Source organism: Alishewanella sp. BS5-314 (assembly GCF_025377695.1).
Lineage (GTDB): Bacteria > Pseudomonadota > Gammaproteobacteria > Enterobacterales > Alteromonadaceae > Alishewanella > Alishewanella aestuarii.
On sequence record NZ_JACEHJ010000002.1, the window covers coordinates 2498174 to 2523087 of the forward strand.

Here is a 24914-nt window from a genome sequence, read left to right on the forward strand (position 1 = left end):
CTGTTGTTCTAAGTGTTGCAATCATTTTTCGGGAGGCAAGCTTTGTTCTTCTCTACCTTGCAGTACATCTTGAAATTAGGGGAGGTCCACCCATTGACCGTATTGGAATGCAAAATCATCAAATAAACGCCGCTACTTCGCAAAGTTACATTCTCAAACATGCCTCGATTTCATCCGAAATCATTAGTCGTTTTACTAATTTATCGAAAATTCCCCGCTATTATGTCCCATAATATGCAGTGGAAATTAAAAGTATTTTCTCATTCTACTGGAGTGACGCTGCCCGCCACAGAAGCCGTAGAGACCGTCTTAACGTTGCTGATATTAGAGGCGAAAAAGTTTATATTACCAACCACCCACAAGATTGTTTCGAGCAAAAACGGTGATAGATTTAGCTCCACGAGACAGAGCCACATAAAGGTTTTTTGAGTTCAAAGCTCCTGCATCCAAGATAATCGTGCGATCACATTCCAGTCCCTTGAGCAACAAAGTTGAGCCTATTGCCCGGTGGGGTATGCGCTTATCACCTGCATGTCGCATACGTTCTCTCACTTTGGATGCTGCATCAAAAAGGCTTTGTTCCGGTGATTGAATTGCAATAGAAATAGCTTCTTTAAGGGCATGCAAAGCGGATTTTCGATAGATCCTGACACCTGGTTTGATCTCCAATTGTTGAAGTGCATTTAGGATATTTGCCCGTGTAGAGCCTTGAGCAAGACAGATTAAATGATGTTCTACCGGAGTTGTCGGAGTGCGATTTCTTCCCTCCATTATAGTAGTTAGTCTTTGCAAGGTTAGCGGAACTTCAACATTCGTCATCATATTTGCTGCAGTATTCAGTACGACTTGAACCAAATTTATTCCATTAGCGTTATCTATCTGTGCAGCGGATGTGATTATGTCTCTGAATTCTACTGGTTCAACCACATCCAAATTGGCTGTCAGTTTTGCAAACTCATGTCGGACTTTAGGTTTCGCAGAGTCACCCAATATAAGCAATGACTCACTTGGGTAGTCTTGGAGAAAAGCATAATGAATGCTTTGCTGGCCCTGTAAATCTGTGCGATCATTACCTGTTAGTTGATGGTAAAAAACATGTGCTGGGCAAGATTGAAGGTCTATTTTATCTCCTTGTTGAAGCAATTGCCGGCAATGAAGTATCCATTCCCCCAGTGCAGGAGCACCCGCATTGCTCCAACGCCATGGTGTACTTAACTCCTGTATTGTCGGGAAGTATGCTTCAACGTCCTGCGTCCAATCAGGCATCGGTCCGCCAAAACTAAATATACACTGCATTGGATCTCCGAATACGACTGTTGGCAGTGTTAAGGAAAGCGCTTGGACTAACTGATGTTGGAGCAGATCACAATCCTGGTATTCATCAACGAGGAGCCTTGAATACGAAGCTCGGATGATGTCGCTGATTTGGCCTGCACGAAGAAGGTCCACAACTTTTTGTCTGAGTTCAGGGTAGTAAACTTTTCCTTGTTCTGGTCTTGATTGAATAGGGCACAATGTTGGAAAGTAATTTGCTAAGCGGAGCGCCCACCCATCAATTGTTGTCACCACATAATTTTTCGCAGGCACAGATAAACGTCTGAGCTTTTGTTTAAGAGAGGCAACTCCAGCCGTTGTATGGGTCAAGACCAAGTATGGTTTGTCTTGGGAAATACTAAGCGTCTCGGTTATTAGATGAGTTTTGCCGCAGCCGGCTGGGGCAATGACTAATCCAAGATCAGCCTCCAGTACCGTTTGAACAGTCAACGCGGATCACCATTTTGAACGGACCATTGGTATAAATTAACGATGACAGCCTTAAATTCATCAGAAAAATCCTGATAACTTGGGAATAAAATCTGCCGTGCAAGCAGCTCCGCTTTTGCTATGTTCTTAAACCACTTGTACTTACCAGCCGCAGCTGCTAAAGGTTGTCTTACTGCATCAGCAGTTTGCTCTATACACATTTGAAGGCTGAGCTGGTTGCCTGAGACATTTTGAATATGCTGATCCACTTCTTGTTCGCTGTTAAGCGCGACAACCAACTGAAGCATACTGGGGATTACATTTAATGGACACCATCTGAAAATAGCTCCTTCAGTGGACATCCCATGGCCCCACTCAAATATAAATACACCTTTCGCACGACACTGTTCTATTTGCAATTGATGCGCTGCAGTAGTTATATCTGAGTCTTTGACTACTGCGGTGGGATAACCGAGGCTAGCAAACACTTCGGCACGTTTGAAAAAACTATCTCCGCCTCCATCAGCACAAAATATTCCACGATCATGGAAGCCTGGGGCTGCAATATCATGATAATAAAGATCCAACCCTCGTACGATACCTACTTCTGTGCTGCCTTCTCCCACAATTACCGCTTTGCTAAAAAAAGCTTCGGCACAAGCCCTTAACGTTGCTTGCTCTTGATCTCCATTAGAAAGACTAAATACAGTGTGTGAATCGAGAGATAGCGGTTCGCCAGCGCGAGCAATATGTTTTCTTAGCACGTGAAGTTGGCTCGCTTGAAGTTCTCTCAGCACATAGGGTGAATGAGTGGTTATGAAAACCTGTCGTATAGGGTTTGTATCTTTTGAACCGAGTTCATTCAGCAGTCGGGTAATCCGGTAAGGTTCAAGCCCATACTCCGCTTCATCAACAATAATTACCTTAGATCTACTTGCAGCTTTCTGAAGACCACTGATAAGCAACCGGGACGAACCAGTCCCCATCTGACGTAGAGGTGTGTTGTCTGTGTTGTGTAGGCTAATAGCGCCATTTGTTAGTGAGACGCCATTAACATCAAGGAGTGCTTTTAACTCCCCCACTGGAACACCCAAAGAATTGGCGATAGTTCGAACTTGGCCCAATACTCCCGCTAACTCGGGAAGTTCCTGTGCAGCAAAGCTTTCACGAGTTTGGCGACTGAGTTGCGCGAGTATCGTGGAGACATCAAAGGTTTCCTCAGACAATTTGTTGAGTATTGAGCGACTTCCCCAAGCCAAATGATGACTTGCTGTTGTGCCCAATCGAGTTGGAGCCAGCAATTCCCTATGTTTCCATTGCAAGCGTCTTTCGATCCCGGATTGAGTTGCTCGCTCAGAGAACAACCACCATTCAGGTTCCAAATCTTCACTAACTATGAGCTGAATTGTTAGCACTACCTCATCATTTTGACCCGGTTCGTCATTAATTTTCTCGCGAACCGCATCAAATCCTCGGAAGAAATTTCCGTAAGCTTCCAGATTTTTCAGGTCTTCATCTAATGCCCCTATCGTAGCTGTTATTTTTATAGGGGTATTTGTATTCATTAGATGAAAATCAGCGTCACTAAAGGGATAAGAGCGCCGAGCTCCAAGTACAAGGTCAATTGCATCTAATAGTGACGACTTACCGGAATCACCAGGTCCAATTAAGCAGTTAAGCCCCGGTTTCGGATACCACTCTGCATTGCGAATTGAACGAAAATTTTCAACTTTAATGTGCCTAATCAGAGCCATATTTGAGCAACTTTTCTGTACCAACTATCTGCACTATATGAGAATTCAAAAGCTGACACTACATATTTTGATTCGATGTTAACGAGTAGAGTCCTAAACAATGGAAGTGGTGGAAGCTTTCACTTGTCGTTGGCTTTTCTATCACTCTCAACTGCACGCTCAAACCAGTTTGGTAAAGATGCTTCAGGTACGTTGACTATTTGCTCGGGTACGTCTTGCCAGAACACTGCTATCGCGTCGGAAAATTCCCGGATATGCTCATCGCTAACCTTTAATGCCGTGTGGTCGAGATGATTTACATCGGAGAACATATCATCAAAGTTTTGCAATGGATTAAACAGATATTCTGGATTACGTTGCTTAAGTTCATTGAGTGAACTGCCGTCACCATGTTTAAATACATTGACCACCAAACGACATGCATTCAACTTCGGAAAATAGCTTTCATTTTTAAAATTCCATCCAAGGCAGGCGAAGAGCTCTGCGAGTTTTCCAACGTCGACTGACCATATCTTTGACAGTACATTTTCACCGCGATACCAACGTCTTATTTCATCATGAGTCCATTGCCGGAATTGCTTTTCCCATTCATGATAAATACCAGCAACCACGCTAAGGCGCGTCCGTTCATGTATATCGACAAGTAACTGGTAAAACTCAATTTGTATGTTATTGGCGCGCTCACATAAGTCTGCTGGGTCATGTCTATCGGGATCGAAATGACGTGACTGAGCCTCTAACCACTCCTCCGAAGCTTCAAAAGCATCCTCTTGAATATTGTCGAACTGCGAAAATAATCGAACGCGGGCTTGTTCGACATAAAATTTGTGGCGGTGTAATATTGATTGCCGAAATGGTTGCCACATCTCAAACAGAGTGATTTTCTTCCCTTTTAAATCTCTAAATACCATACTCGACCTTCTGGCGCTCTGAAAACTAGCGACGTTTTTTAGATAAATAGTATTCTAAAGATTCATCTGAAATGATGTTTGTCACTTTCCCTTCAATTATCTGTCGATACTCAAAATCACGTCCTGCCTTCACGCCCAACCGCCTTTCCCACCATCTGGTTTCACACAGCATTCTGGCTGCTTTCTCTCTGAGCATTTTGGCATTCCTAGAGTCAGCTGTAAGCGAACACTGTGGCGGCTCTACTCCTTGCTCCTGACAGTATTTTAAAGCAGCAGCGAGACCATCTTTCAAGATTAATTCAGAGCAACGCTTCGCGTGCATTTCCGCATACGCTTGTGCGTTATCGATAAGAGCTTCTAATTTTGACAACTACTATGCCTCCTCAATGTACATTTGAGCCGATAACTGAGCATTTTTATGCAAAGGCTTACAGCTCGCCCTTTCGTTCCATGTGACGCCATATTGGCTCATCATCTTGCCACCAAACCAAGGTTAGAAACTCATCTTCAAAGTAATGAAATGCATGTTCGTGCACCACCGCATTGCTCGCCAAATCGCCTCTACACCATGTATTACCGTCAACAACGGTAGGACCCATTTCTCGATTGTCACGCAATAAGGTATGGATAGCCGAGCCTACCGGAGCACATCTCGGTGGAAAAAATTCGCCAGGTAAGCTGGGTGACGGGTTGAAATAATTTCTGTTCCCCTCACGATCATATGATGCAAAAAAGCCCATATAAGTATCCATCGCAATCAATCGTCGGAGCGTTACGATAAAACTTCCACAGAACTGGCTTTTGATTTCCCGGATCGAATCAAGGGTAAATGGTCGCCCAAGAATAAGCTTTTTCATCATAAAGTTCGGCATAATCAATTCTGATGCAAAGCTGTTTGCGACCTTTTCGTTGTGTTTTATTTTTTGCCCGCAGTTTTCATCCATATCAGACTTTGAGCAGAGGTTGCCGATTTTTCCTCTGTCTTTAAACCAATGCCCTAACTCATGGCCTATAGAAAAGTTCTGTCGCTCCGATGAAGAACCCTCATTAACCGTGATAATAGCCTTGCTATCCACACCTATTATACGAGCTTCGCAACCAGTTAATGGCTTTCGTTTTACTACCGCGTCTTTGTAAAAAGCAATTGCTTCAAGATCAATTTCACCAGGTTCAGTAATACCCAACTCATAATAGAGCTTGAATACCTCATTTTGAACGGCCAGATTCGTCATCCTTTACGACCCCCAGGCTAATCAAATCTTCCAATATGCTCTCTGCTTCTTCGTCACTGATTTCCTTACCATCACGAAAAGCCATCGTTATCTGTGCCGGCACTTGCCCACTGAAAACGAGCTCAGTAAGTACCGCCCGGATGTCTTTTCCCGCGGCCTTAAAATTTTCGATAACGACATTCGCAGAAGACTTTATATCAGTGCATTTTTTAGACTGAGCTTTAGCATTTCTCAAACGCGCTTTACGATATTCAAGTGATGGGGCATCCACAAGCTGGCGAAACTCGCTAACTTTTTCATCCACATTGATCCCCATAATCTGCAATTCTGATTCAATCTCATCGTCACTTAACATCAGAATATCGTCGATAATGAAGTCACTGAGGTTTTCATGTGCGCTTTTCCTGCTCATATCTCTGCTCCTTCAACCTTCATTTTAGCTATCCCTCTCATTAACCTTTTCCGCGTGGTATCGTATTTGACTTGGCTACCACCAAAAGTGTCCTTCACTATGTCCTTTGCTTTAAGTCCCTTCGTTATCGAACGAAGAAGACTCAAGACTTCAGCATCATGTTCAAAAAACAAAAAGATTGCCTTCACTTTCTCGCTAACAGCGGCAACCTCTTGCTCTTCCAGCAATTCGTCTTCAGGTGATGCCGAAAAAACTAAGACGTTTGGCATATCTCCGTCTATCTCATCGGAAATAACTTCTAATTGCCAAGATCTATTAGACGCCGAGTTTACGAGATCGTTTGCAATGCTCTTTATTACATTAGCGATCCCGACGACTAGCGAAACATCCTCCGGAATTCTGCGATCACTCCCAATTATCCTGGTAAGCGCCTCTTGCATTAAATCTTTGGGTTCCAGCTGCAAGCGGTAGACATTACGAAGACTGTAGCAAACTCCAACGAGCCGCCTTATGTCTCCATCAGTTAATGCCTGGTAGTCCTGTAGAAACTGATCAACAGATAAATACGAATATTCCTTACTCACTACTCATTCCTTAATGACGCAAAAAAATTATTTTCAGGACAATGTCCAGAAAATAAATTACCTCAGTCTTTAGTTAATAAGCACTGATAGAAAAAGCTCAGTGCTTATCAGTTGATAGCAATTAACTTATATGAGGACACCACAATGTCAAAACGTTTTGAAGTTTTTTTGGGGACGAACAGCCAATATTATTTCCGCCTGAAAGCAGCCAATCATGAAATTATCCTGGCAAGCGAAGGGTACACAACCAAAGCCAACTGCCTTAATGGCGTGCAATCTGTTAAAACGCATGCGCCGTATGATGTCTATTACAGCAAAAAAGTAGCGCGTAATGATCAATACTTTTTCACTTTAAGTGCCACCAATGGACAGGTAATTGGTGTCAGTGAAATGTATACCACCGAAGCAGCCAGGAACAACGGGATTGCTGCTGTGAAACGTGATGCACCGGACGCGCCGGTTGTCGATTTAACAACTCACAGAGCGTTTAGCTAAGGCTTTATGCCTTAGCTTACTTTGGGGGTTGTATGTTAGAAATTTTCTCAAATTCCGTGCTGCAAAGTTTTCTATTTTCTCCGCTTATGGGAGTTGTCTTTGGTGCTCTATTCGCCGGCCTGTCAGCGAGACCATCAGCCACCGCAACGATCACGGTTGTAGAGACTCGCAGAGTTTTTATTGAACGCACCAGGGTCAATAGAAGGAGCCAAAGCGATGGAGGTGAGGTTTTTGGTGTCGCCATTTTAATGGCTTTTGTGGTCTGGAAGTACCTGCAGTTCGCTCCAGAGGTTCTTGCTTATATTCAAATGGCTCTGATTTCGATGACTGCTTTCGGCTTAACGTGTTTCTTTATGTCAGCAATCAAAGGTCATTTCACAAGCAGTGATTGGTTTGTTCGAGTCGCCGTACCAACAGCAATTCTTGTTTTGTGTTTAATGGTTTTGGCTGTCGCTAAACAAAAAATAACCCCTGATTTAGTTGAGTTAGCACAGAATAGCCACATCACTAAATTCTTTACCTCGTTAACACAATATGGGCGTTACTTAGTCATCTCTCATGTACTGGGCGTGTGTTTGCTGGTCCTTGTGGCGATTATCAACACTCTCAATTTACTGCATTACCTCTCGTTAATGAATCAACGCAATTACAGCTCCACATCTAACGTGTGGTTTTTTCTAACTCGTATAACGTTTAGGTTTTCCGGTAAAGGGGCTTATATCGTCACAGCATTGTTTTTTACTTTATCGTTTTTGCTGGTAAGCGGAAAAATTGCTCTGTGGGTTACTCAGTAACCCCCCCCTTTAATGGTAATGAAGCGTGCTTTACCTCAGAGAAATAAATCTAAGGTAAAACACGCAGGACGCAGCACTTTTAAAGTAAATCGTGGCTCGACATGATTTACCCGAAAGATGAAAAGTAAAGAGTTGCCAACAAAGCCTGTATAAGTATACAGTTTGGCATTCATTAAGAAACAGGGCATAACATGCAAAGCGATGATTACAAAATTAAAATCTTAAGCCTTAACGGCGGCGGTGTTCGTGGATTGTTTACGATTAGCGTATTGGCTGAAGTTGAGCGGATCATTGAAGACAAAACGGGGGCAACCAATGTCAAGGTTGGCGATTATTTTGACCTCATCACTGGCACGTCGATTGGAGGCATTCTGGCCCTAGCTTTAGCATGCGGTAAAAGTGCCCGTGAACTTGAAATTGTTTTCAGGGAAAAAGCTCCTCTCATTTTCCCAAAACGTAACCGTTTCTTTGCTCCAATTAAAGCAATCTTTAGTGCTCGTTATGCGAGTAAGCCGCTAAAGGACACCGTAGAAAGCATGATTGGAGAGTCGGTTACATTTAATGACTTAGAGCGGCGGGTGATGATACCGGCCGTCAATTTATCTACCGGTAAGCCCCAGTTTTTCAAAACACCACATAACCCTCAGTTTAATAGAGATGGTCGCCTAACACTAATTGATGCGGCAATGGCCACGTCAGCAGCGCCAACGTATTTTTCTCCGCATTATTGCGCCGATTTAAGTTCTTATTTTGCAGATGGTGGTTTGGTAGCGAATAACCCCAGCTTCATTGGTTTGCTGGAAGTGTTTTTAGATATGCAATCTGATTTTCCAGACGCAAAGATGGAGAACATTCACATACTTAATATCGGCACGCTAGGTGAAGAGTACACAATCAGTCCTTCTTCACTAGAAGCTAAAGACTCCTGGTGGAGAGGTGGTTACTTTGGCCTATGGGGTAAAGGCGAGCGGTTGGTATTGGCGACAATGACTGCTAATCAAATATTACATAAAAGCATGCTAATCAGAGAGCTTAGAACCAGAGGTAATCCTGAAAATTACGTTTATTTGGATGACACTGTTCCAAATGAAGCTGCATCGGATATCACGCTTGATAACGCCAGCGAAGCCAGCCTTAAGAATTTATCAAGTCGTGGTAAACAGCTAGCGACAACAGAGTACACAACTAACACTAAACTGAAGAAATTTTTTGCAAAACCTGCAAAACCCTTTATCCGTAAATCACTATAAATCGCGCGAGGAGTTGAGTTATGACATGGGATTTTCACAATTACTATAACAATTCGAGCGATGGCCTAGTCGCTAAATTAAAGTTAAGCGATGCACAGCATAGCGGATTGAAAGAACTCAGAAAGACGGTTCGTGTACGGATCAGAGATGTATTTGACGAAGCTAAGGCTGTCGTAAAAACGACGTTCGTTATGTCTCTATCAGTTTTTGAGATAAGGCAAAGATTAGCAAACACGAGATTTAGATATTTAACGCCGGCTTCGCTACAAAAGGTAGCAGAGCTGATAAGCAGTATGGATGAGAATCAGCGAAAAGCCTTTCAGAAGTTATCACCTCGTTTTTGGACTCAAGGCAGTTTTGCGTACGACACCCTTAATCTACCGTACACAACTCCACCGCAAGAAATGGACATCGACGACGGCACATATTTGCCGATGGAAATTTTTAATGATCAGCCCGCTATAGGGCATAGCTTGCTTATATTACTTGTCGATACAGCTCTGGAGTCATTGGTAGCAGAAAACAAGGGTTGGCAATTTGAGGCCAAGAACACATGTGGTCGCATCCGAATTCCGTCAATGTATGTCCACATTGATGTGCCTATGTACGCAGTGCCCGAAGACAAGTTCATGATAAATGAAGCTGCGTTGAAGGCGATTCATTTCAACAGTGATATGTATCAAGACGCTCTGTTTTCAGAGGCGAGGGCTAAGCGAGACTACAATTTAGATCCCAAAAGTGTTCACCTTGCCATCCGGGATGGTGTAGAAGCCTGGCGAAAGAGCGACCCTAAAATTGTTGAAAATTGGTTTAATGATGCCTGTATCAGGATCGGTCCGCATTTACGGAAAATATGCCGGATTATTAAGGGATGGCGAGACGCCCAGTGGCCAGAGAAAGGACCATCATCAATATCCTTAATGGCTGCCATTGTAGACATCCTCGATAAACATCCGACTAAAGGCAACGATTTGAATCATGCCTTGAAGGTTGTCACAAACCACCTGCCACAGAAGTTCTTAGCGGGTATTGAGAGTCCAGACAATACAGATAAAGACCTATTGTTTCCTAGCCAGGTAAATCATGGACCAAGGGAAGAAGAAATTGTTGCAAAGCTCTTAGATTTACGAAGTGTGTTATCTACAGCAGAAAGTGCTCATAGCAATACCTATGCGCTGATAGTGATTAATCAAGCCTTTGGGCAGCGTGTAACGAAGCACGAGCTCATTGTGAAGAAGGAAGCTGCGCCCGCATTTTTGCATGAACCACGCAAAGATCCAGCGCCGGCAACTATCAGTTCAACGCTGAGAAGTGGTTAACTAAATTGCAGGAAGATCTTCATTACCATTTACTATGTTTAGGGTTTGAACGCACCAAAGCACAGCATATTCCAGCTGATTCCCCCCTGCTGAAGCATGATAATTCATCAGGCTTTTACGTAAAGGTGTACTCAACCTTAGGGGGAGATTTCAGGGTTGCTCTTCGGTTTTCCGGCGACCCGCATATTCAGTTGCCATATGCCTATGTAATATCTTATCCCGAGCAGTACTCCGGCAAATTAATACCGCATATTAATCACGGTTACTATCTTTGCTACATACAAGAGATGGAGGCTGACTGGAACCCAAACGATCTACAAGGGACTCTGCAGGTTGTCGATCTTCAAATCCAGCAAACACTCGACAGCGCAGTAAATCAAATAAGCGCAACGGCGTTACCCGGCGCAGAGCTTGAGGGAGAATTTGCAGCCTATTGGTTAGCTAGTGAGTCGCTTTATCTGTTGACCGATGAAAACTCAGGACTCATCTGTCGGATAGCGAAAGCCGAAAGCAACGACATCAAGAATACTCAACCAGAGTGGATTGTATCCGCCAAAGACCAGCAGAACGAGCTTAGTCGCTGGATGGAACAGAGAAAGCTCAGCTCAAACGGGAATACTTTTGTAACAGCCCGTATCAAGGTTAAACCGAATAAGCTTTCAGGCGCAGAGTGGCCTCCAAAAACTTTTAAATCGCTGTTGGATTGGCTGTTTCACGTCGATAACGGCGCCTGGTCTCAAGTTATTAGCCATTTTGTTAATGCTCCGGTTAAGAAGCATGCCATTCTTCTGGATGTTCATAATCAGGCCATAATAGCAGCATACGTAGAGCTTGATATAAACGCTATCTCACTTGAACGATTTAAGAATAGGCCTGGAAAAGCACGCAAATCAACTAAGTACAAAGATCTAGCTGTTCTCTTGGGTGGAAGGCAAAGTGTTAAAGCTTTTAAGAGACTCTGCGTCACCAGTGCGGACAAAGGAACAATCCTAAGCCGGAACCGAAAGCGTCCTGAAATTGGAGATCTGGGTAAACTACGCATAGCGTTAGTTGGCTGCGGCACTATTGGCGGTAACCTGGCACCATTATTAGTTCGAGCGGGAGCAGGCTGCGGATCAGGTAGGCTTGACCTTTTTGACGGCGATACTTATATGCCCCACAACTTTAGCCGTCATAGCCTCAATACTGAGCATTTTGGCCAGAATAAAGCGACCAGTCTGAAAGAAGTTCTGCAACGCTCGACTCACTTTGACACTAAGATCCAGGCTAAAGAAGATTGTTTTCCTATCACGCCTTGTGAGCTCGCAAAATACGATATCGTGATTGATGCCACTGGTCGTCCACCAGTATCCAAGAGATTGGCTCATGTTGTGCGCATATTGAGTAAAGAGAAACGACCTGTTCTGATCCACGGTTACAATGATGGAAATGGGCGGGTCTCAAAAGTCTTTGTTGACGATAGCTGCGCCTGCTACGAATGTTTACATACTGATCCGGCTTTTTACCGGAATGGCACTGACTCGAGATTTGTTGGAGTTGATTTGCAATCAGAAAAACGACTGAGTTGTGGTAGTACATTCGTACCATATGACGCATCGGTTAGTGTCATGACAGCTGGACTCATGCAGGATGCAGTGCTTCAGACTTTGGAAAATAAAAGACTTTGGACTTATAACGAGGTTAGACTAGACGGTGAACGCTCTCGGCGCCCTTCAAAAATAAAGGCTGCGACTAACTGTCGGATCTGTAATAGCCATGTCTGAGATAACATACATAGATGATAACGGCCACTTAGTCGTCATCATGGCTAACGTAATAGAGAAATTACAGTCCTACCGGCAGTTATCTCCTGTAAGCCGTGAAGCTGCCGGAGTATTAATCGGTGAAAGACGAGAGAATCATATTGTAATTCATGCGATCTCAGAACCAGGCCAGGGTGACATTCGGAGTCGATTTACCGTCGTCCGAAAAAGTCCCCATCATCAAGAATTGGTCAATGAGTTACACCACACCTCTGACGGAACGATGAACTATGTGGGAGAGTGGCACACTCATCCGGAGAGATTTCCTGTCCCATCTGGTATAGACAAATCCAGCTGGTATAAAGATATAAACTCCTTAGAACCAATGATATTGGTCATTGTCGGGCAATGTGCGATGTGGTGTGGGAAGATAACAGGTAGCAAAATATACGTTTTGAGAGAAATTGAGGGCTACCACTGCTTGAGCAATATAGAGACAAAACCCTTCAATAGTAATTAAGCGTCAGAGTTCCACTATTGGACATCTACCTGCCTATTGAATATATAATTGAACTGGATTTTAGTAAAAAATAAAACCAAGCTACGGCCATGCTACGCCAAGTTTGAGATCAATTGAAGGTTGTTTTCTAAGCCAAAATTACTAACACGGCCATGACAAGCCAGACTTCAAATCAGGATGTCGCTGCTCATCTATTGGCCTCCCAAACTCCAAACGCCAACATTCTATTTGGCCTAGAAGTTTATACGCCGACTTTTGTCTTTTTTTGTCCTTAACTGCAATCCTAAAAAGTAAGGCCCGAAGCTCATTTGATTGACGCGAGTGCAATGTGAACATTCCCGAACTCTGCTCATAGGGCCGACGCTCAATAAACGCTGATTTGAATTGATCCAAAATCCCCTGAGGGACTGGTATGTCTCTAGCGTCGTTGATCAAGTAAAGATTAGCTTGCTGCGCTTCGAACGTTTCAATCGACGCCATAACTTTCGACAAAATTTGCCGGTTTGGCTCGGGTAAATCTCGTTGGCATAAGTCTATAAGACGCGAAAGGATTTCTGCTCTACCTTTAGTTAATTCCTTTAAACGGAAAACCAAAGCATCATGGCGTTGAAGGCGATATTGCGGCTCAAAACCTTTTATATCTGAATCTACAAAGCTTAAGAGAAGTTCACGAGCATGTTGTGTATCAAGAATGGCGAAAGAATTGATGAAGTATTGTTCGAACTGCCTGAAAATCTTTGAATCACATGCCAAATCGTATAACAGGGTAACGGCTGAGTCGGATTTGCTCTCACCAAGAGCGACAATGAGCTCTCGAAGCTCATGTCCTATCAATCTTCTTTGGTCAAGCACTTCGCGTATTTTAGCGACGCCTACTTCTGGAGTTTCGACGAACAGACAAATTATCATCGCCCGCGTTAAAAGTCGTTCATCTCCATTTTGCTTCCATCTCGTAATTCGATCCAAGACAGAATCAATTAGTGTGAATGCGACTGCGGTAGGAAAGATGACCCCTGACATTAGTAGCCGCTCTGCGGTTTCCAAGCATATATAATGGTCCCACATCCCAGGGGTAGAAATAACATCTAGTATTACTTTAGCAGAGCCATAACCGTCAATTGCCGAGAGTGCTTTTGCCAGCTCTTTTAACCCTGCAATGTGCTTCCCTTCGTCATTTAGCTCAATCCGACGGCTGATTTCAGTACAGAGTGCAGTTTTAAACTTGCTATACCGGTGATTGTCACTAGTCCGTTTGGCCTGTTGGGCACGTGCCTCCCAGATCAAATCATAGTGGAACGCTTGGGCAAAAGGATTCTCCGGCTTTAGAGCAAAGTCGCATGCCATTGCCTCCGCTACTTCGACACAATATTCAGGCTCTGGCAAAAGGTCAATGAGCGCCTGAATGGTGTTTGGAGAATCAATATGTGTTAGAGCGTTGATGTGCCGACGAGCACAACTTATCGCGCCACTATTGCCAAGAGGACCATGATCCCCAGCTGCACGCGCAGCTCGACCTCGGCGCACCCGTTCAATATCTGCTCGGAGAAGCCTGATCAGATCAATCAGATCTTCAGGCTTCCCAATCAATGCGATCGCTGAAGCCAGATTGGCTTTTTCCTCTCCAGAGAAGTCTTCTATGCGCAGAATAATATCGATACTATTTTTAAGGTAGTCACGGAGGCTCGCTTTCAAAGCATTATCCGCAATGTTCAACCCCCGAGCATTTGAGTTAAAGATGTTGCTGAGAAGCGAAGTAGTAGCTTTAATATCGGGGAGGTTATCACTTATTTGGGAAGATATAATACCTGTCATGGTTATGTCACAAGGGAGTCGGTTGAATACGGATTCTATCCGGTGCATCGTCTTCGATTTGGTTCCTTTACTCTCAACATCTCGTTGAAGCTCACACAGTCTCTTAAACATTCGTTCAGCAAGTTTGGTGTCTGTAAGTGCAGCGATAACGGCTATTAAGCTGTTACAGCTCCCCCCATCAGGATCTTTAGTTTCAAGCAGCTGAATGTATTTTTCACTCACTTCTTCGGGAAGATCAGTTAAGAATGAAAACCAGAGTTCTCGCTCGTAAAGCGCGCCTTCAGCCATTTGCATAGCGACCCATTCGCCTACCCATACAGGATCCGTTTGGTGCAAAAGCTCAAGAGCCGGTTTTATGTAGTTGAACTCCAAGTCTCGCAAGTTCTCTCTTTTAATTGCGGACAATACATTTTTAACAACACCATCTTCAACTGTTTCAGCTAACTCTATTAAGTAGAGTAGATTCCGCAAACGGGCGTAGTTGTCTTCAGTTGTGTCGACGACCTTTCGAATTGCTGCAATGATTCTGGTTCTGAAAACTGACGGCATACGTTCAGCATACTCGCGCCCGACCTCGTCAAATGCCTGTTCATCCATCGACTCAAGAATAGGGATCAGTGCATCGTCAGATCCAGTCCATATTAATCCGGAGACCGCCGCTTTCTTCACAGCAATGCTGCGATCTTCAGCAGCAAAAGTCGCAACCTTGCTGTCGAAGCGATGATGAAGGATTTCAGAAACGAAATCCTGGCGGGCTTCTTCTCTCCAATTTTGAACCAGTTCAGACCAGTTTTCGCCAACTGACACAGCTTGAATATCTGGCCAGAGCCGATAGGTGCTAAGCCGAGTTTGTTGATCTTCAGCCGACAAAAGCGGTAAAAGGATATCACTGAAATCAGTCTTCCCTGTAGCTAACATTGCTGCAATAGCATACTGCCGAAAGCTACCGTTGTGGCTATCGTAAACCGCTCGGATACCGTGATTAACTGAACCGCGCACTTCACCCCAAATAACCGGCCCACAAAGCTGCGAGAGCTCAGCTGCAAAAACAACATCGACTTCAAGAGCCATCTCAACCAGAGCTCTACCTGCATATGTGTTTTTCTGAGTTAATTCGCTGTCACCCGCCGGCTCGGAAAACATCGCAGCAAGCATACGTAATGGCTCGGCCCATTTCGAAACGTTAATGTAGTCATCAATAAAGTTAGTGTAAGACTCGCTGTTACTCTGAAAGTCAAAGATTCGTGAATGGAGTTCTTTCGCAGCGTAATGTTCTTGCAATTGCTGATGGCCGAACCGATAGGCCTTGTGAGGATATTCAATATGCTCCAGAACATGATGGGCTGCAAGAGTTGCCAGAACCCGTGGAGCAGCAACTTGCTCTATTCGTCCGCGCTCCGTAAGTGCTCTTGAAACAGCTGCGACAACACCACGCGCATCGTTCTCTGATAATATTACATTGCCGCAACGTGTCATCTCAAACGCGAGAGCTTTTAAGTACTCTACATGCTCACCAAAAATGGGGGCTGTTTGAAGTGCGTTTCTGTGTTCGTTCATTTGCTCATGCAATTGGAGAACTTTCTCGACAATACCATTTTTGGTTGACGGAATCTCTATACCAGCTTCTAACAATGAGGCAACTTCTGATAGAACAAGTGGTGTTCTAGTTAAATCATCTAATACGGGATCAATATTAATACGGTGTTTAAACACAGAGTAAAGCTGACCAAGGCGGGACTCTATGTAACTAGCTCTTTGAGCTGGCTGAATTCGCAACAATTTCAGTCTTACGGCACCAGATAGCGGAGGCATTAAATGGTGCGTGCGTGTAGTGATAATAATCCCTGTATTAGGAAAATCACGCTGAAGTTCGCGAACTGCACTGTTCACCTGGGACACATGCGATTCAGCGACTTCATTCCAACCGTTCAATAAAAATACGAAAGGTTCAACCTGCTGAACGCGTGCGAGATCAGATGCAGTAAGTCGCTCAGCTAAAAATGAGGGATTGCATGCAATGTAGTCGAAGATACTCCGGCCAGAAGACATCCATGCGGATAACTCGATAATAAAAGGTGTTGTACAATTAAGCATTCTGAGAGCTAATTGTGCAAGCGTAGTGGTCTTTCCCCCGCCAGCCGGCGCTTCGAGAAAAAGACAGGTGCACTGTGATAGCAGCAGGCCGATATGCTCAAGCGACATAACATCTGTAGACTCGGTGCCATTTGCTTCAAGCCTCACAGCACTCAGATCGATAAGAGATATTCCTTTTGTCTTTTCTAGCCAGCGTTGTACGGTGTTGCTGGCGGCCTTTTTTGTTCTGACATTTAGATCAGTAATAGATGGTTCATTATCAACATAGATGTTGAGAAAGCTTGGCAAGAGCGACTTATTTTCCGGTCTCAACATCTCTATGATGATGTCTTCCCGCTCGATAATATGAAGTACAACGCCGTACTTTTCTGAAATAGTCTCTTCCCATAACTTACGGTAAGCATTACCGATCTTAGCTGGGGTTACGAAGAGTAGCATTCCGAGATCTTGAAAATGTTTCTTGGCAGTTTCTACGTCATCTGAAATCTTCTTCAGCGTTGGCGTGATTGAGGCAGCGAGTCCTTTGCCAATCCTGTCATGCGTTAAACTGGCTGGGATGTAAGCATCAAGGCCGAGATCCTTTTTGCGCTGGCGAGCAGTTAGCTCAGGCCAACGGTTCTTGCCCAGCGCGACCGCCAGCCCCTGAAACCTCATACCCTCTTCTTGAGATATGAGTTCGTCGAGCCCCCTTTCTATGTCAGTTCTCAGAATAGTCATTCTGCGCATGCCTTGATGGTAAACTCCAAAGTCTTGAATGCACACTCTACTCGCTCCTGCCGGAGCGGCACTAAGTTCGGATTATTACACTCAACATGCTAAATCTGGCTTAGTTCATGTAAAAACTGCACTCCATGTTCTTTTCTTCATAAAATACTTCCATGAACTTGAGCCTCGCGTTACTTAGTAGTTCATTTTGATTTAAATAGTCGCCACTGTATCTTCCTGATTTAGCATTAATAGCCCATCCGTCAGTAGTTCTGTGTAACTCACCTGAAATCCTAGCAAATTTATACCCAGTTAAAGTGGGATGCCCGAGCTCTCCTACTTCATGTCCAATTAGAAGTGCTCCTTCTATGCTTATCGCCCAGATCAAATGCTGCCCAACCCCTAGGTCTGGAAACTCCTGCTGAATTAACGGGGAGCTTCGCCCAAAAAATATTTTTCTTAAATTACTGGATTGAGTATGTAGTTGACCATTAAGAGTCTCCTCTGGCTTAAGCCGCAATGGAGCTCTTGCTGCCCCATAAGTTTTATTTAAGTACTCTTCAAATTTAGGAATTTCAGGTTGCAAATAGCGAACAAAGTTGGGAAAGAAATTATCCACACTATTGGCCGGAATAATACTTCCTTCCTTTAAGTTCAGTACGACATTTTTGACAATTTCGAAGTCCTCTTTCTCCAAAACTACTAAGTGAGCAATAGCCTCACCTTGAGGTATATCAGTTGCGTCAAAAGCTATTTCAAATATTGAGTGCGAACTTCCATCCCCAAAAAACCGTGCAACCCACAGAAATCGAGGAGAATTTTTTGTTAGTATTTCGTACCTATTATCTATGCGTGCATCAGAAATAATTCTGTCCCTGAATTCCGCTAATGTAATTAACTTAATGTCAAAAGATATTTTTTCTTCCCTAGAGTGAGTCTGCATATAGTAATGAGAAAACTCTTCAGCAATAATGTCACAAGTGTTAATTATCTTGTTTAATGGTAACCTAATTTTTGGATTTGTTGGGATAATTAAACTGTCTGGAACAAGCATTTCAATAGGCTCAGACCAATGACCTTCTTGGTTCTTATGATGCAGGGTTATAAAAATAGAAGGAAAAATAATGACTCCTTCTGGGTCAGAAAAGCTAAATTTTTTTTCGTTAGTATGAATTATTGCTTTTGCATATGGACCGAACCGATCATCATGGATGTATATAGCCTTCTCATCTGGTGAATTTTTGTAACCAAGAATTGTAACCGCATGACTACCATCAAAAGAATATCCTGATTCAGAATTTGACTCAGATTTAGAATAGACATCACAACCTAACAGCATCGGTATCCCACTATCCAAGTATGGCTTTAATATCTCAAAAAATTTACCTGGGCTATACCTATTTTTATTATTTCCAATTTTATCGAAATCGAATTTATGATTTCTGTAGCTCTGAACATCAATTGCTCTTAGTATTTGTTTATTAGACAACCCTTTATTTGGGAAGCTGTTTGATGAGTTATCTATATGATTGATAGCAGACAGTGTAATTTCGCTTGATGACGGTACTCCATATCTGTCGGTATGCTTTTGGGCGTGAAGTAAGCTCCAAATAGCTGTTGTTGCACATGCAGATACAACTTTATCTTGCTCTTGGAAAGGAATTGAGTTTACAGAGAGCTTTAAGCCAAATAAGTTTACATTGTAGGGCTTGTGTAAAATAAATTTATTTTTATCCTCACATACTCTTGGATATACCTTCAAGCAGGTCTTACCGATGAATGTTTTTGGCAAAGGTTTAATAACCATAAAACCGAGATAGCTATTTTGCAATTCACTTTCGAGATTTTTAGGATCCTGCATTAACCCTTTTTCGATTTGAGAGTGGAGTATTTCGCTAGAAAAAAAATGCAAACGAGCGCATCGTTCACCATAGCGATTAAAACATTTCACATAGTACCTTGAGTAATCCTCAAGATAATCTCTATCTACATATTCAGATTCTAATAGAATGGATGTTGCGTTAAGTTCTTTTAAATAGTTGTATATAAATCCAACTTGCTGCTTTTTTACAATATCAGGGAAGTTGTCACCAAATCGCTCACGAACAAGATTGCTTAAAGTCTCTTTTGCAAACTGACAGATTAGAAAAGGTGAATGCATTCTTAACCCTCATTTAAAATTTGAGTATAAAAAAAGGCAGCCTATGCTGCCTCTTTTGGCTCGTTCAAACTACTATAGATTGTAGCTTCTCGAGTAAAATTTTTCTGACGGAGCCAACTGCTTAGACTCTTCAACGAACTTTTTCTCATAGGCCTTAAGACGATTCTCAAAGCCCAGTGCAGCTTTCTCTTTCTGCTCTTTGGTTTCGGAGAGTTTTCTCAAATCTTTAAAGCTCATGACGGTTCCTTTTTTTTGGCGCGCGTATTTTAATCTGTTTTAGCTATTTCTCAAAGCTATTTTAGCTTAAATTACAAATTCAAGTCTTACTAAAACGGACTAAAATTTAAACTAACATGCTCTCAGATGTTAATTCAAGCTTTCCTCTCAAAAATTTATTAGAAATATATTTTTTTAGAGGGGCTAGAGATTCGTTTTTAAGAGAGTGTTGATTTTAAGTCGCCGATAATCCATCAATTAGAAATTTTTTCTCGCATGAGTGAATTATTTAACGTTACTCTGCTAATACCAAAGTGCTTTGCAACCTCGGTCTTCGTTATCTTAGGATCCAACAACATTGCCGCCGCCTTCTGGATATCGGAATGGCTCATAGAGGGTTTGCGCCCACCCTTGCGTCCTCTCGCTCTTGCAGCAGCTAAACCAGCCAGTGTGCGTTCGCGGATCAGGTTGTGTTCAAATTCTGCCAATGCACCAAATATATGGAACACTAACTTGCCGCCCGCGGTAGTGGTATCGATAGCCTCGGTAATAGAACGAAAGCCTACCTGCTTTGCTTCAAGCTCAGTAATGAGTTCTACCAGATCTTTGAGTGAGCGTGCCAGGCGGTCGAGTTTCCAAACAACCAGTACATCACCTTTACGAAGCATCCGCAGGCAGTTTTGCAATTCAGGCCGCTCTCGTTGCTTACCAGTGATCTTCTCACTGAAAATTTCATCACAGCCGGCCGTTCTTAATGCATCGCTCTGGAGATCAAGTGATTGGTCTTGAGTACTCACCCGGGCATAACCAACAATCATTGCACACCTCTGACAACAGACCCACCTCCTGTGATTTTAGCTCAAACGCATAGAAAAGGTACCTAACCTTTACATAGATTTCTTTACAGAATTTATTTACACGTTTTGAGGTTGAAGTGAGTTGATTTGAGTGTCGGCCAGGAGTGTAAAGAAAACGGTCGGTTTTTTATCGTGTTGGCCTGATATCGTAAATGCACACCCGCTATTTCACCTGCGGCCCCCATCAGGTAGTGGAACCAATTTGCCAGTGCCGCCAATAGCAAATCCATCAGTTACACTCTGCCAGGGTGTTGTGCCTCTATGCCGATCCGACCCACAATGCCTGTAAAACCCTGCTCCCCCAGGCGATGGCACAAAACATCTCCATTATTGAGCTTGACGGCACGCAGCAACTCATCCAGTTAAGCAGCACAGACGATCTGCAAGCTGCGCTTGAGGATTTTCGGAAAGCCTGCACCTGTGGGGACGTATCTGGCCTGGATAATCGGTTCCAACCGGTGGTGGAAGTGTTGCGATCCGAGTTAATGCATGGACGGGAACCTTCCCGCACTGTCCTGGCTGAACTTGCCCACCTCTCATTGAGCCGATTCTCTCACTGGTTCAGCGAGCAAGCCGGCTTGCCGTTCAGGAGCTACAAAAAGTGGCTGAAGCTGCTGCTGGCATTCGAACTCACCCAAAGCCGGTCACTCACGGATGCCGCAATGACGGCCGGTTTTGCCGATCAAGCCCATTTTTGCCGTGCCGCAATGGAAGCGTTTGGCGTCAACCCTGCAACAATTAAACAGCTGCTTTCAAAAGAGTCAGCTTTTGCTCGATTGCGAAGGCGGCAAGCCATGCTTCGGCAGTTTGCTGGCGGATATTTAAAAGCTCCGCAAACTGCTGGACACCACGGGCCTCGATGCCGGCTTGTGCTGCTTCAGTTCGCGCCCGTCTTTTGGCACGGTTTGGAACCTCTTGCATCACTCCGATCATCTGCATGGTCATGGCGTCCCTGTCTGCCCGCCAGCGTGACTCGCCTTCGATAGGCACACTTTGCAACCCGAGCGTCAGTTTCGGGTCGGGGAGTTCGCCAGCAAAGACCGCCGAGCTTTGCGCAGCTTGCACATCTGCTGCCCTGGCCTCCAGCGAAGGAGCCGTCTGTTCGGCTAACTGCAAAGCTTGTTCCAGCGTTAATGCCGCCGCGAATGTTGGGTATAACAGCACACCCGCGATCAAGGTTACCGCGCAGAGCGGAGCCCTAGGTTTATTAGATCTCATGTTAAATTCCTGATCATCCGCCTTCATAGCTAATCCATAAGCAGCTAAACCACGATGTAACCTTCCTATGGTTCTTGCCATATTTACACAGAGTATATGGAAAATAACCTGACTTGAGCCTGACCTGAAAATGACATTTATGTCAGAGATCGGGGTTGGGCCATCCGTCACTACAAAACGCACCGAGATACTTCTGAAATAAAAGCGAAGGGTTATGTTCCTTACAGAATTGTAATGAAGATTGCCTGAACGGGGTCAGCTCATGTCGGTCGTATTTCATGTGGGCGACTCTTGAAGGAGCTCTCAAGCAACTATGTTTAACGATGGAACAACGATTCCGGAGAACGCAATGACTAATTCCATGTATCAGTCCTGTATCCAGGCATGTTGGACATGTGCTCAGGCATGCGAAATGTGCGCTTCCGCGTGTCTGCGTGAGGAAGACGTGAAAGCGATGGCTCGTTGCATTGAGCTTGATCGGGACTGCGCAGATATTTGTTCGCTGGCGGCCGTATTAATGAGCCGTGATAGTGAACTGGCCAGGGAGTTTTGTGCGCTGTGTGCGAAGGTGTGCCGGGCCTGTGCGGAGGAATGCGGGAAACATCAGATGGATCACTGTCAAGAATGCGCGGAAGCTTGCAGGAAATGTGCAGAGGAATGCGAGCGGATGGCAGCGTAATTCCTGGCCGCTGCCCTGTGGTTGCGGAGCTCCAGGGCAGCAATGTCGTCATCTACTCCATTTTTAGAGGTAATTGAACCTCAAACGTGGTTGCCTCCGTTGTGGAGAACGCTCTGATCTTCCCGCCGTGGGCTTCGATAATCGATTTCGTGATGGCCAAGCCCAGCCCGGCACCTTCGCTGCTACGTTGGCGGGATGCGTCGAGCCTGTAGAATCGTTCAAAAATATGATTCAAATGCTCTTCAGGTATAGGTGGCCCTGGGTTCTGTATGCGGATTCTTACGTTACCGGAGTTCACTTGAAGGGTTGTGGTTACGCTCTGCCCCTCTGGCGTATGCCGGACTGCATTGGACAGCAAGTTACTCAAGGCGCGACGGATCATTAGTCGGTCGCCAAGGACATGAACTTGCTCTCCGGTATTTTCTAACAGCACCTCCCGCTCTTCTGCCCAGGCGCTGAAATAATCGAACAGGTTTCTCAGCTCTGACTGAAGATCGATATCGACCAGTTCCGGTTTCAGCAGCTGATTATCAGCCTGAGCCAGAAAAAGCATGTCACCGACCATCTTGGCCATGCGATCATATTCTTCGAGGTTTGAATACAGCACTTCCCGGTACTGCTCCACGCTGCGCGCCTGGGTTAGCGCTACCTCAGTATGGGTTCTCAAATTGGTAATGGGTGTGCGCAGTTCGTGCGCGATGTCACCGGAAAAATCCGATAGGCGTCGGAATACATCTTCAAGCCTGCCAATCATTTCATTGAAGGAAATCGTCAGCTCTACCAACTCGGCGGGGACGGATCGCGGTTCAAGGCGAAAATCCATCTGATCAGACCTGATGCGTCTCATCTCTCGGCTGATACGTCGAATAGGAGCGTGTCCCTGGTAAACCGCGAACCAGGTTGCCAGAAGAACTATCAAGCACGCGGCAAGGGTGACAATCCGAAGGTGGTTCCGAAAGCCGTCCAGGTAATGCAGATGAAAGTCGATTCCTGTGGCGACCGCGAGTCTGAACCTGGCTTTGCCTTCAAGCCTGTCTGATTCAATCCACAAGACCGCACCACGAAAGGCTTCTTGATGATCATTCCAGCTCTCAACCGTATCGATAGTGATTTCTTCTACAGGTCGGGCAGTGCGGGCGAACGTGTCCAGATTGAAACCCGGTGTTGAGTAGATCAATGACCCGCTATCGGTACTGATTCGGTATTGAGCGTTACGATGGCCTGTTACCACGCTAGCGAGACGCTGATGCAGTTCGTCGGCGGGTATATCGGCCGGTACGGTCGCGAGGAGGTATTGCAACGCCTGAACTACTGAATTGAGCTCATCCACATCCTGCTGGACGAAATGATTATTGATAGAGCGCTCCATCATCCAGCCAAAGGTGAGGAGAACAGCGGTTATCACAGCGCCAATGGAGACGGTGAGTCTAACGACCAGAGATGGCGGGCGTCTTTTCATGGGCTAGCCTGGCTGTGTCACGTCAAGCATATAACCCATGCCGCGTACGGTATGAATCAGCTTTGGTTCAAAATCATCATCGATCTTCGCGCGCAGCCGCCGGATAGCAACATCGATGACATTGGTGTCACTGTCAAAATTCATGTCCCACACCTGGGAAGCGATCAATGAGCGTGGTAACACTTCCCCTTGGCGCCGCACAAGGAGTTCAAGTAGGGTGAACTCCTTGTTGGTCAAGTTGATACTCACGCCATGTCGCTGTGCGCGACGGCGAGGTATATCCAGCATCAGGTCAGCCACCTGGAGTTGATCCTGAAAAACCGGCGCAGCACCGCGCCGTAACAATGTACGTACTCGTGCCAGCAGCTCCGAAAAGGCAAAAGGCTTGACCAGATAGTCGTCCGCTCCCAATTCCAGACCCTTGACCCGGTCTTCTACACTGTCCCTTGCGGTGAGAAATAACACAGGCGTGATGGATCTGGCCTCTCTCAATGACTGCATAATTCGCCAGCCATCCACATCAGGCAGCATTACATCAAGGACAATCAAGTTATACGAGCCGGTAATCGCCAGGTGGTGACCATCGAGCCCGGTCCGGGCGAGATCTACCACAAAGCCGGATTCCATGAAGCCCTGCCGGATATAATCCCCAGTTTTTACTTCATCTTCTACGATGAGAATCTTCATCGTTCCACTCCGCTCTACAGTTCAGGCCAAGGAAGCCAGTCCATTTCATTGTCGTCAATATCAATTTTATAGTCTGAAATCTGCCCACAACATGACCAGAAAATGACAAATATGTAATGTTGGTGGCCGGAAGCTAGGTTATATCGGTGAGAAAAGCGTTGTTCGCATAACATGACTAAAATGTAATGCTTGCGGGAGCAGCCTGGTCATCTTTAACTAATAAGTTTATGGTATCATGATTCATGTAATCTCCTCCTTTAAGAAGCCGCA

General features: G+C 44.7%; 21 protein-coding genes and 1 pseudogene. 8 read left to right on the forward strand and 14 right to left on the reverse strand.

Annotation, left to right across the window (positions count from 1 at the left end):
* Positions 1-345: 345 nt before the first annotated feature.
* The 7 genes from H1D31_RS16130 to H1D31_RS16160 form a co-directional block, all read right to left on the reverse strand.
* Complete coding sequence (locus H1D31_RS16130; RefSeq protein ID WP_261259870.1) at positions 346-1764, reverse strand: UvrD-helicase domain-containing protein; 1419 nt, start codon at positions 1762-1764, stop codon at positions 346-348.
* Positions 1761-3521 (reverse strand): ATP-dependent nuclease, encoded by a 1761-nt coding sequence (locus H1D31_RS16135; RefSeq protein WP_261259871.1) that lies wholly within the window; start codon positions 3519-3521, stop codon positions 1761-1763. The genes H1D31_RS16130 and H1D31_RS16135 overlap by 4 nt, the downstream gene beginning before the upstream one ends.
* Before the next feature lie 95 nt (positions 3522-3616).
* Positions 3617-4408 carry a hypothetical protein gene (locus H1D31_RS16140; RefSeq protein WP_213997633.1) on the reverse strand — a complete coding sequence of 264 codons (792 nt, stop codon included), beginning with the start codon at positions 4406-4408 and terminating at the stop codon, positions 3617-3619.
* Between the two features lie 25 nt (positions 4409-4433).
* The gene (locus H1D31_RS16145; RefSeq protein WP_261259873.1) at positions 4434-4778 is read right to left on the reverse strand and encodes a hypothetical protein; all 345 of its coding nucleotides are present in this window, start codon (positions 4776-4778) and stop codon (positions 4434-4436) included.
* 58 nt (positions 4779-4836) lie between these two features.
* Positions 4837-5640: an ImmA/IrrE family metallo-endopeptidase gene (locus tag H1D31_RS16150; RefSeq protein WP_261259874.1), complete on the reverse strand. Its 804-nt coding sequence runs from the start codon at positions 5638-5640 to the stop codon at positions 4837-4839.
* On the reverse strand, positions 5615-6052 hold the full coding sequence (locus H1D31_RS16155; protein WP_261259875.1) for a hypothetical protein: 438 nt from the start codon (positions 6050-6052) through the stop codon (positions 5615-5617). The genes H1D31_RS16150 and H1D31_RS16155 overlap by 26 nt, the downstream gene beginning before the upstream one ends.
* The gene (locus tag H1D31_RS16160; protein ID WP_261259876.1) at positions 6049-6636 is read right to left on the reverse strand and encodes a hypothetical protein; all 588 of its coding nucleotides are present in this window, start codon (positions 6634-6636) and stop codon (positions 6049-6051) included. The genes H1D31_RS16155 and H1D31_RS16160 overlap by 4 nt, the downstream gene beginning before the upstream one ends.
* Positions 6637-6780: 144 nt before the next feature.
* On the opposite strand from H1D31_RS16160, the gene H1D31_RS16165 reads away from it, so the two are divergent.
* From H1D31_RS16165 to H1D31_RS16190, 6 genes are all read left to right on the forward strand, one after another.
* A complete protein-coding gene (locus H1D31_RS16165; RefSeq protein WP_261259877.1) occupies positions 6781-7131 on the forward strand; it encodes a YegP family protein in 351 nt (116 codons plus the stop codon).
* A gap of 32 nt (positions 7132-7163) precedes the next feature.
* On the forward strand, positions 7164-7925 hold the full coding sequence (locus H1D31_RS16170) for a hypothetical protein (protein WP_261259878.1): 762 nt from the start codon (positions 7164-7166) through the stop codon (positions 7923-7925).
* 191 nt (positions 7926-8116) lie between these two features.
* A complete protein-coding gene (locus H1D31_RS16175; RefSeq protein WP_261259879.1) occupies positions 8117-9175 on the forward strand; it encodes a CBASS cGAMP-activated phospholipase in 1059 nt (352 codons plus the stop codon).
* Positions 9176-9195: 20 nt separating this feature from the next.
* On the forward strand, positions 9196-10494 hold the full coding sequence (locus H1D31_RS16180) for a CBASS cGAMP synthase (RefSeq protein ID WP_213997625.1): 1299 nt from the start codon (positions 9196-9198) through the stop codon (positions 10492-10494).
* A 5-nt stretch (positions 10495-10499) separates the two neighbouring features.
* Positions 10500-12257 carry an E2/UBC family protein gene (locus H1D31_RS16185; RefSeq protein ID WP_213997624.1) on the forward strand — a complete coding sequence of 586 codons (1758 nt, stop codon included), beginning with the start codon at positions 10500-10502 and terminating at the stop codon, positions 12255-12257.
* 40 nt (positions 12258-12297) lie between these two features.
* Positions 12298-12756 (forward strand): Mov34/MPN/PAD-1 family protein, encoded by a 459-nt coding sequence (locus H1D31_RS16190; RefSeq protein ID WP_261260104.1) that lies wholly within the window; start codon positions 12298-12300, stop codon positions 12754-12756.
* A 141-nt stretch (positions 12757-12897) separates the two neighbouring features.
* On the opposite strand, the gene H1D31_RS16195 is transcribed toward H1D31_RS16190, so the two are convergent.
* The 4 genes from H1D31_RS16195 to H1D31_RS16210 form a co-directional block, all read right to left on the reverse strand.
* Entirely contained in the window at positions 12898-17379 is a 4482-nt protein-coding gene (locus tag H1D31_RS16195) for an NACHT domain-containing protein (RefSeq protein WP_261259881.1), read from the reverse strand.
* 109 nt (positions 17380-17488) lie between these two features.
* Positions 17489-19528: a hypothetical protein gene (locus H1D31_RS16200; RefSeq protein ID WP_261259882.1), complete on the reverse strand. Its 2040-nt coding sequence runs from the start codon at positions 19526-19528 to the stop codon at positions 17489-17491.
* A 72-nt stretch (positions 19529-19600) separates the two neighbouring features.
* Positions 19601-19765, reverse strand: coding sequence for a hypothetical protein (locus tag H1D31_RS16205; RefSeq protein ID WP_261259883.1), 165 nt, complete (start codon positions 19763-19765; stop codon positions 19601-19603).
* A 233-nt stretch (positions 19766-19998) separates the two neighbouring features.
* Positions 19999-20562 (reverse strand): recombinase family protein, encoded by a 564-nt coding sequence (locus H1D31_RS16210; RefSeq protein WP_261259884.1) that lies wholly within the window; start codon positions 20560-20562, stop codon positions 19999-20001.
* 524 nt (positions 20563-21086) lie between these two features.
* Between H1D31_RS16210 and H1D31_RS16215 the strand changes: the two are divergent.
* Positions 21087-21329 (forward strand): annotated as a pseudogene (locus tag H1D31_RS16215) (helix-turn-helix domain-containing protein); the annotation flags it as partial.
* Between the two features lie 10 nt (positions 21330-21339).
* Here the strand turns inward: H1D31_RS16215 and H1D31_RS16220 are convergent.
* On the reverse strand, positions 21340-21846 hold the full coding sequence (locus H1D31_RS16220; RefSeq protein WP_261260105.1) for a TolC family protein: 507 nt from the start codon (positions 21844-21846) through the stop codon (positions 21340-21342).
* Between the two features lie 385 nt (positions 21847-22231).
* On the opposite strand from H1D31_RS16220, the gene H1D31_RS16225 reads away from it, so the two are divergent.
* Complete coding sequence (locus tag H1D31_RS16225) at positions 22232-22498, forward strand: four-helix bundle copper-binding protein (protein ID WP_261260106.1); 267 nt, start codon at positions 22232-22234, stop codon at positions 22496-22498.
* 52 nt (positions 22499-22550) lie between these two features.
* Here H1D31_RS16225 and H1D31_RS16230 read toward each other — a convergent pair whose 3' ends face one another.
* Positions 22551-23957, reverse strand: a complete 1407-nt coding sequence (locus tag H1D31_RS16230; RefSeq protein WP_261259885.1) for an Imm58 family immunity protein — start codon at positions 23955-23957, stop codon at positions 22551-22553.
* 3 nt (positions 23958-23960) lie between these two features.
* Positions 23961-24644 (reverse strand): heavy metal response regulator transcription factor, encoded by a 684-nt coding sequence (locus tag H1D31_RS16235; protein WP_261259886.1) that lies wholly within the window; start codon positions 24642-24644, stop codon positions 23961-23963.
* Positions 24645-24914: the final 270 nt, after the last annotated feature.

Coding starts and splice junctions, on each gene's coding strand:
- H1D31_RS16140 (WP_213997633.1), bottom strand. CDS start 4,408: ATGGTATTTAGAGATTTAAAAGGGAAGAAAATCACTCTGTTTGAGATG.
- H1D31_RS16150 (WP_261259874.1), bottom strand. CDS start 5,640: ATGACGAATCTGGCCGTTCAAAATGAGGTATTCAAGCTCTATTATGAG.
- H1D31_RS16155 (WP_261259875.1), bottom strand. CDS start 6,052: ATGAGCAGGAAAAGCGCACATGAAAACCTCAGTGACTTCATTATCGAC.
- H1D31_RS16165 (WP_261259877.1), top strand. CDS start 6,781: ATGTCAAAACGTTTTGAAGTTTTTTTGGGGACGAACAGCCAATATTAT.
- H1D31_RS16170 (WP_261259878.1), top strand. CDS start 7,164: ATGTTAGAAATTTTCTCAAATTCCGTGCTGCAAAGTTTTCTATTTTCT.
- H1D31_RS16175 (WP_261259879.1), top strand. CDS start 8,117: ATGCAAAGCGATGATTACAAAATTAAAATCTTAAGCCTTAACGGCGGC.
- H1D31_RS16180 (WP_213997625.1), top strand. CDS start 9,196: ATGACATGGGATTTTCACAATTACTATAACAATTCGAGCGATGGCCTA.
- H1D31_RS16190 (WP_261260104.1), top strand. CDS start 12,298: ATGGCTAACGTAATAGAGAAATTACAGTCCTACCGGCAGTTATCTCCT.
- H1D31_RS16195 (WP_261259881.1), bottom strand. CDS start 17,379: ATGACTATTCTGAGAACTGACATAGAAAGGGGGCTCGACGAACTCATA.
- H1D31_RS16200 (WP_261259882.1), bottom strand. CDS start 19,528: ATGCATTCACCTTTTCTAATCTGTCAGTTTGCAAAAGAGACTTTAAGC.
- H1D31_RS16205 (WP_261259883.1), bottom strand. CDS start 19,765: ATGAGCTTTAAAGATTTGAGAAAACTCTCCGAAACCAAAGAGCAGAAA.
- H1D31_RS16210 (WP_261259884.1), bottom strand. CDS start 20,562: ATGATTGTTGGTTATGCCCGGGTGAGTACTCAAGACCAATCACTTGAT.
- H1D31_RS16220 (WP_261260105.1), bottom strand. CDS start 21,846: ATGAAGGCGGATGATCAGGAATTTAACATGAGATCTAATAAACCTAGG.
- H1D31_RS16225 (WP_261260106.1), top strand. CDS start 22,232: ATGTGCGCTTCCGCGTGTCTGCGTGAGGAAGACGTGAAAGCGATGGCT.
- H1D31_RS16230 (WP_261259885.1), bottom strand. CDS start 23,957: ATGAAAAGACGCCCGCCATCTCTGGTCGTTAGACTCACCGTCTCCATT.
- H1D31_RS16235 (WP_261259886.1), bottom strand. CDS start 24,644: ATGAAGATTCTCATCGTAGAAGATGAAGTAAAAACTGGGGATTATATC.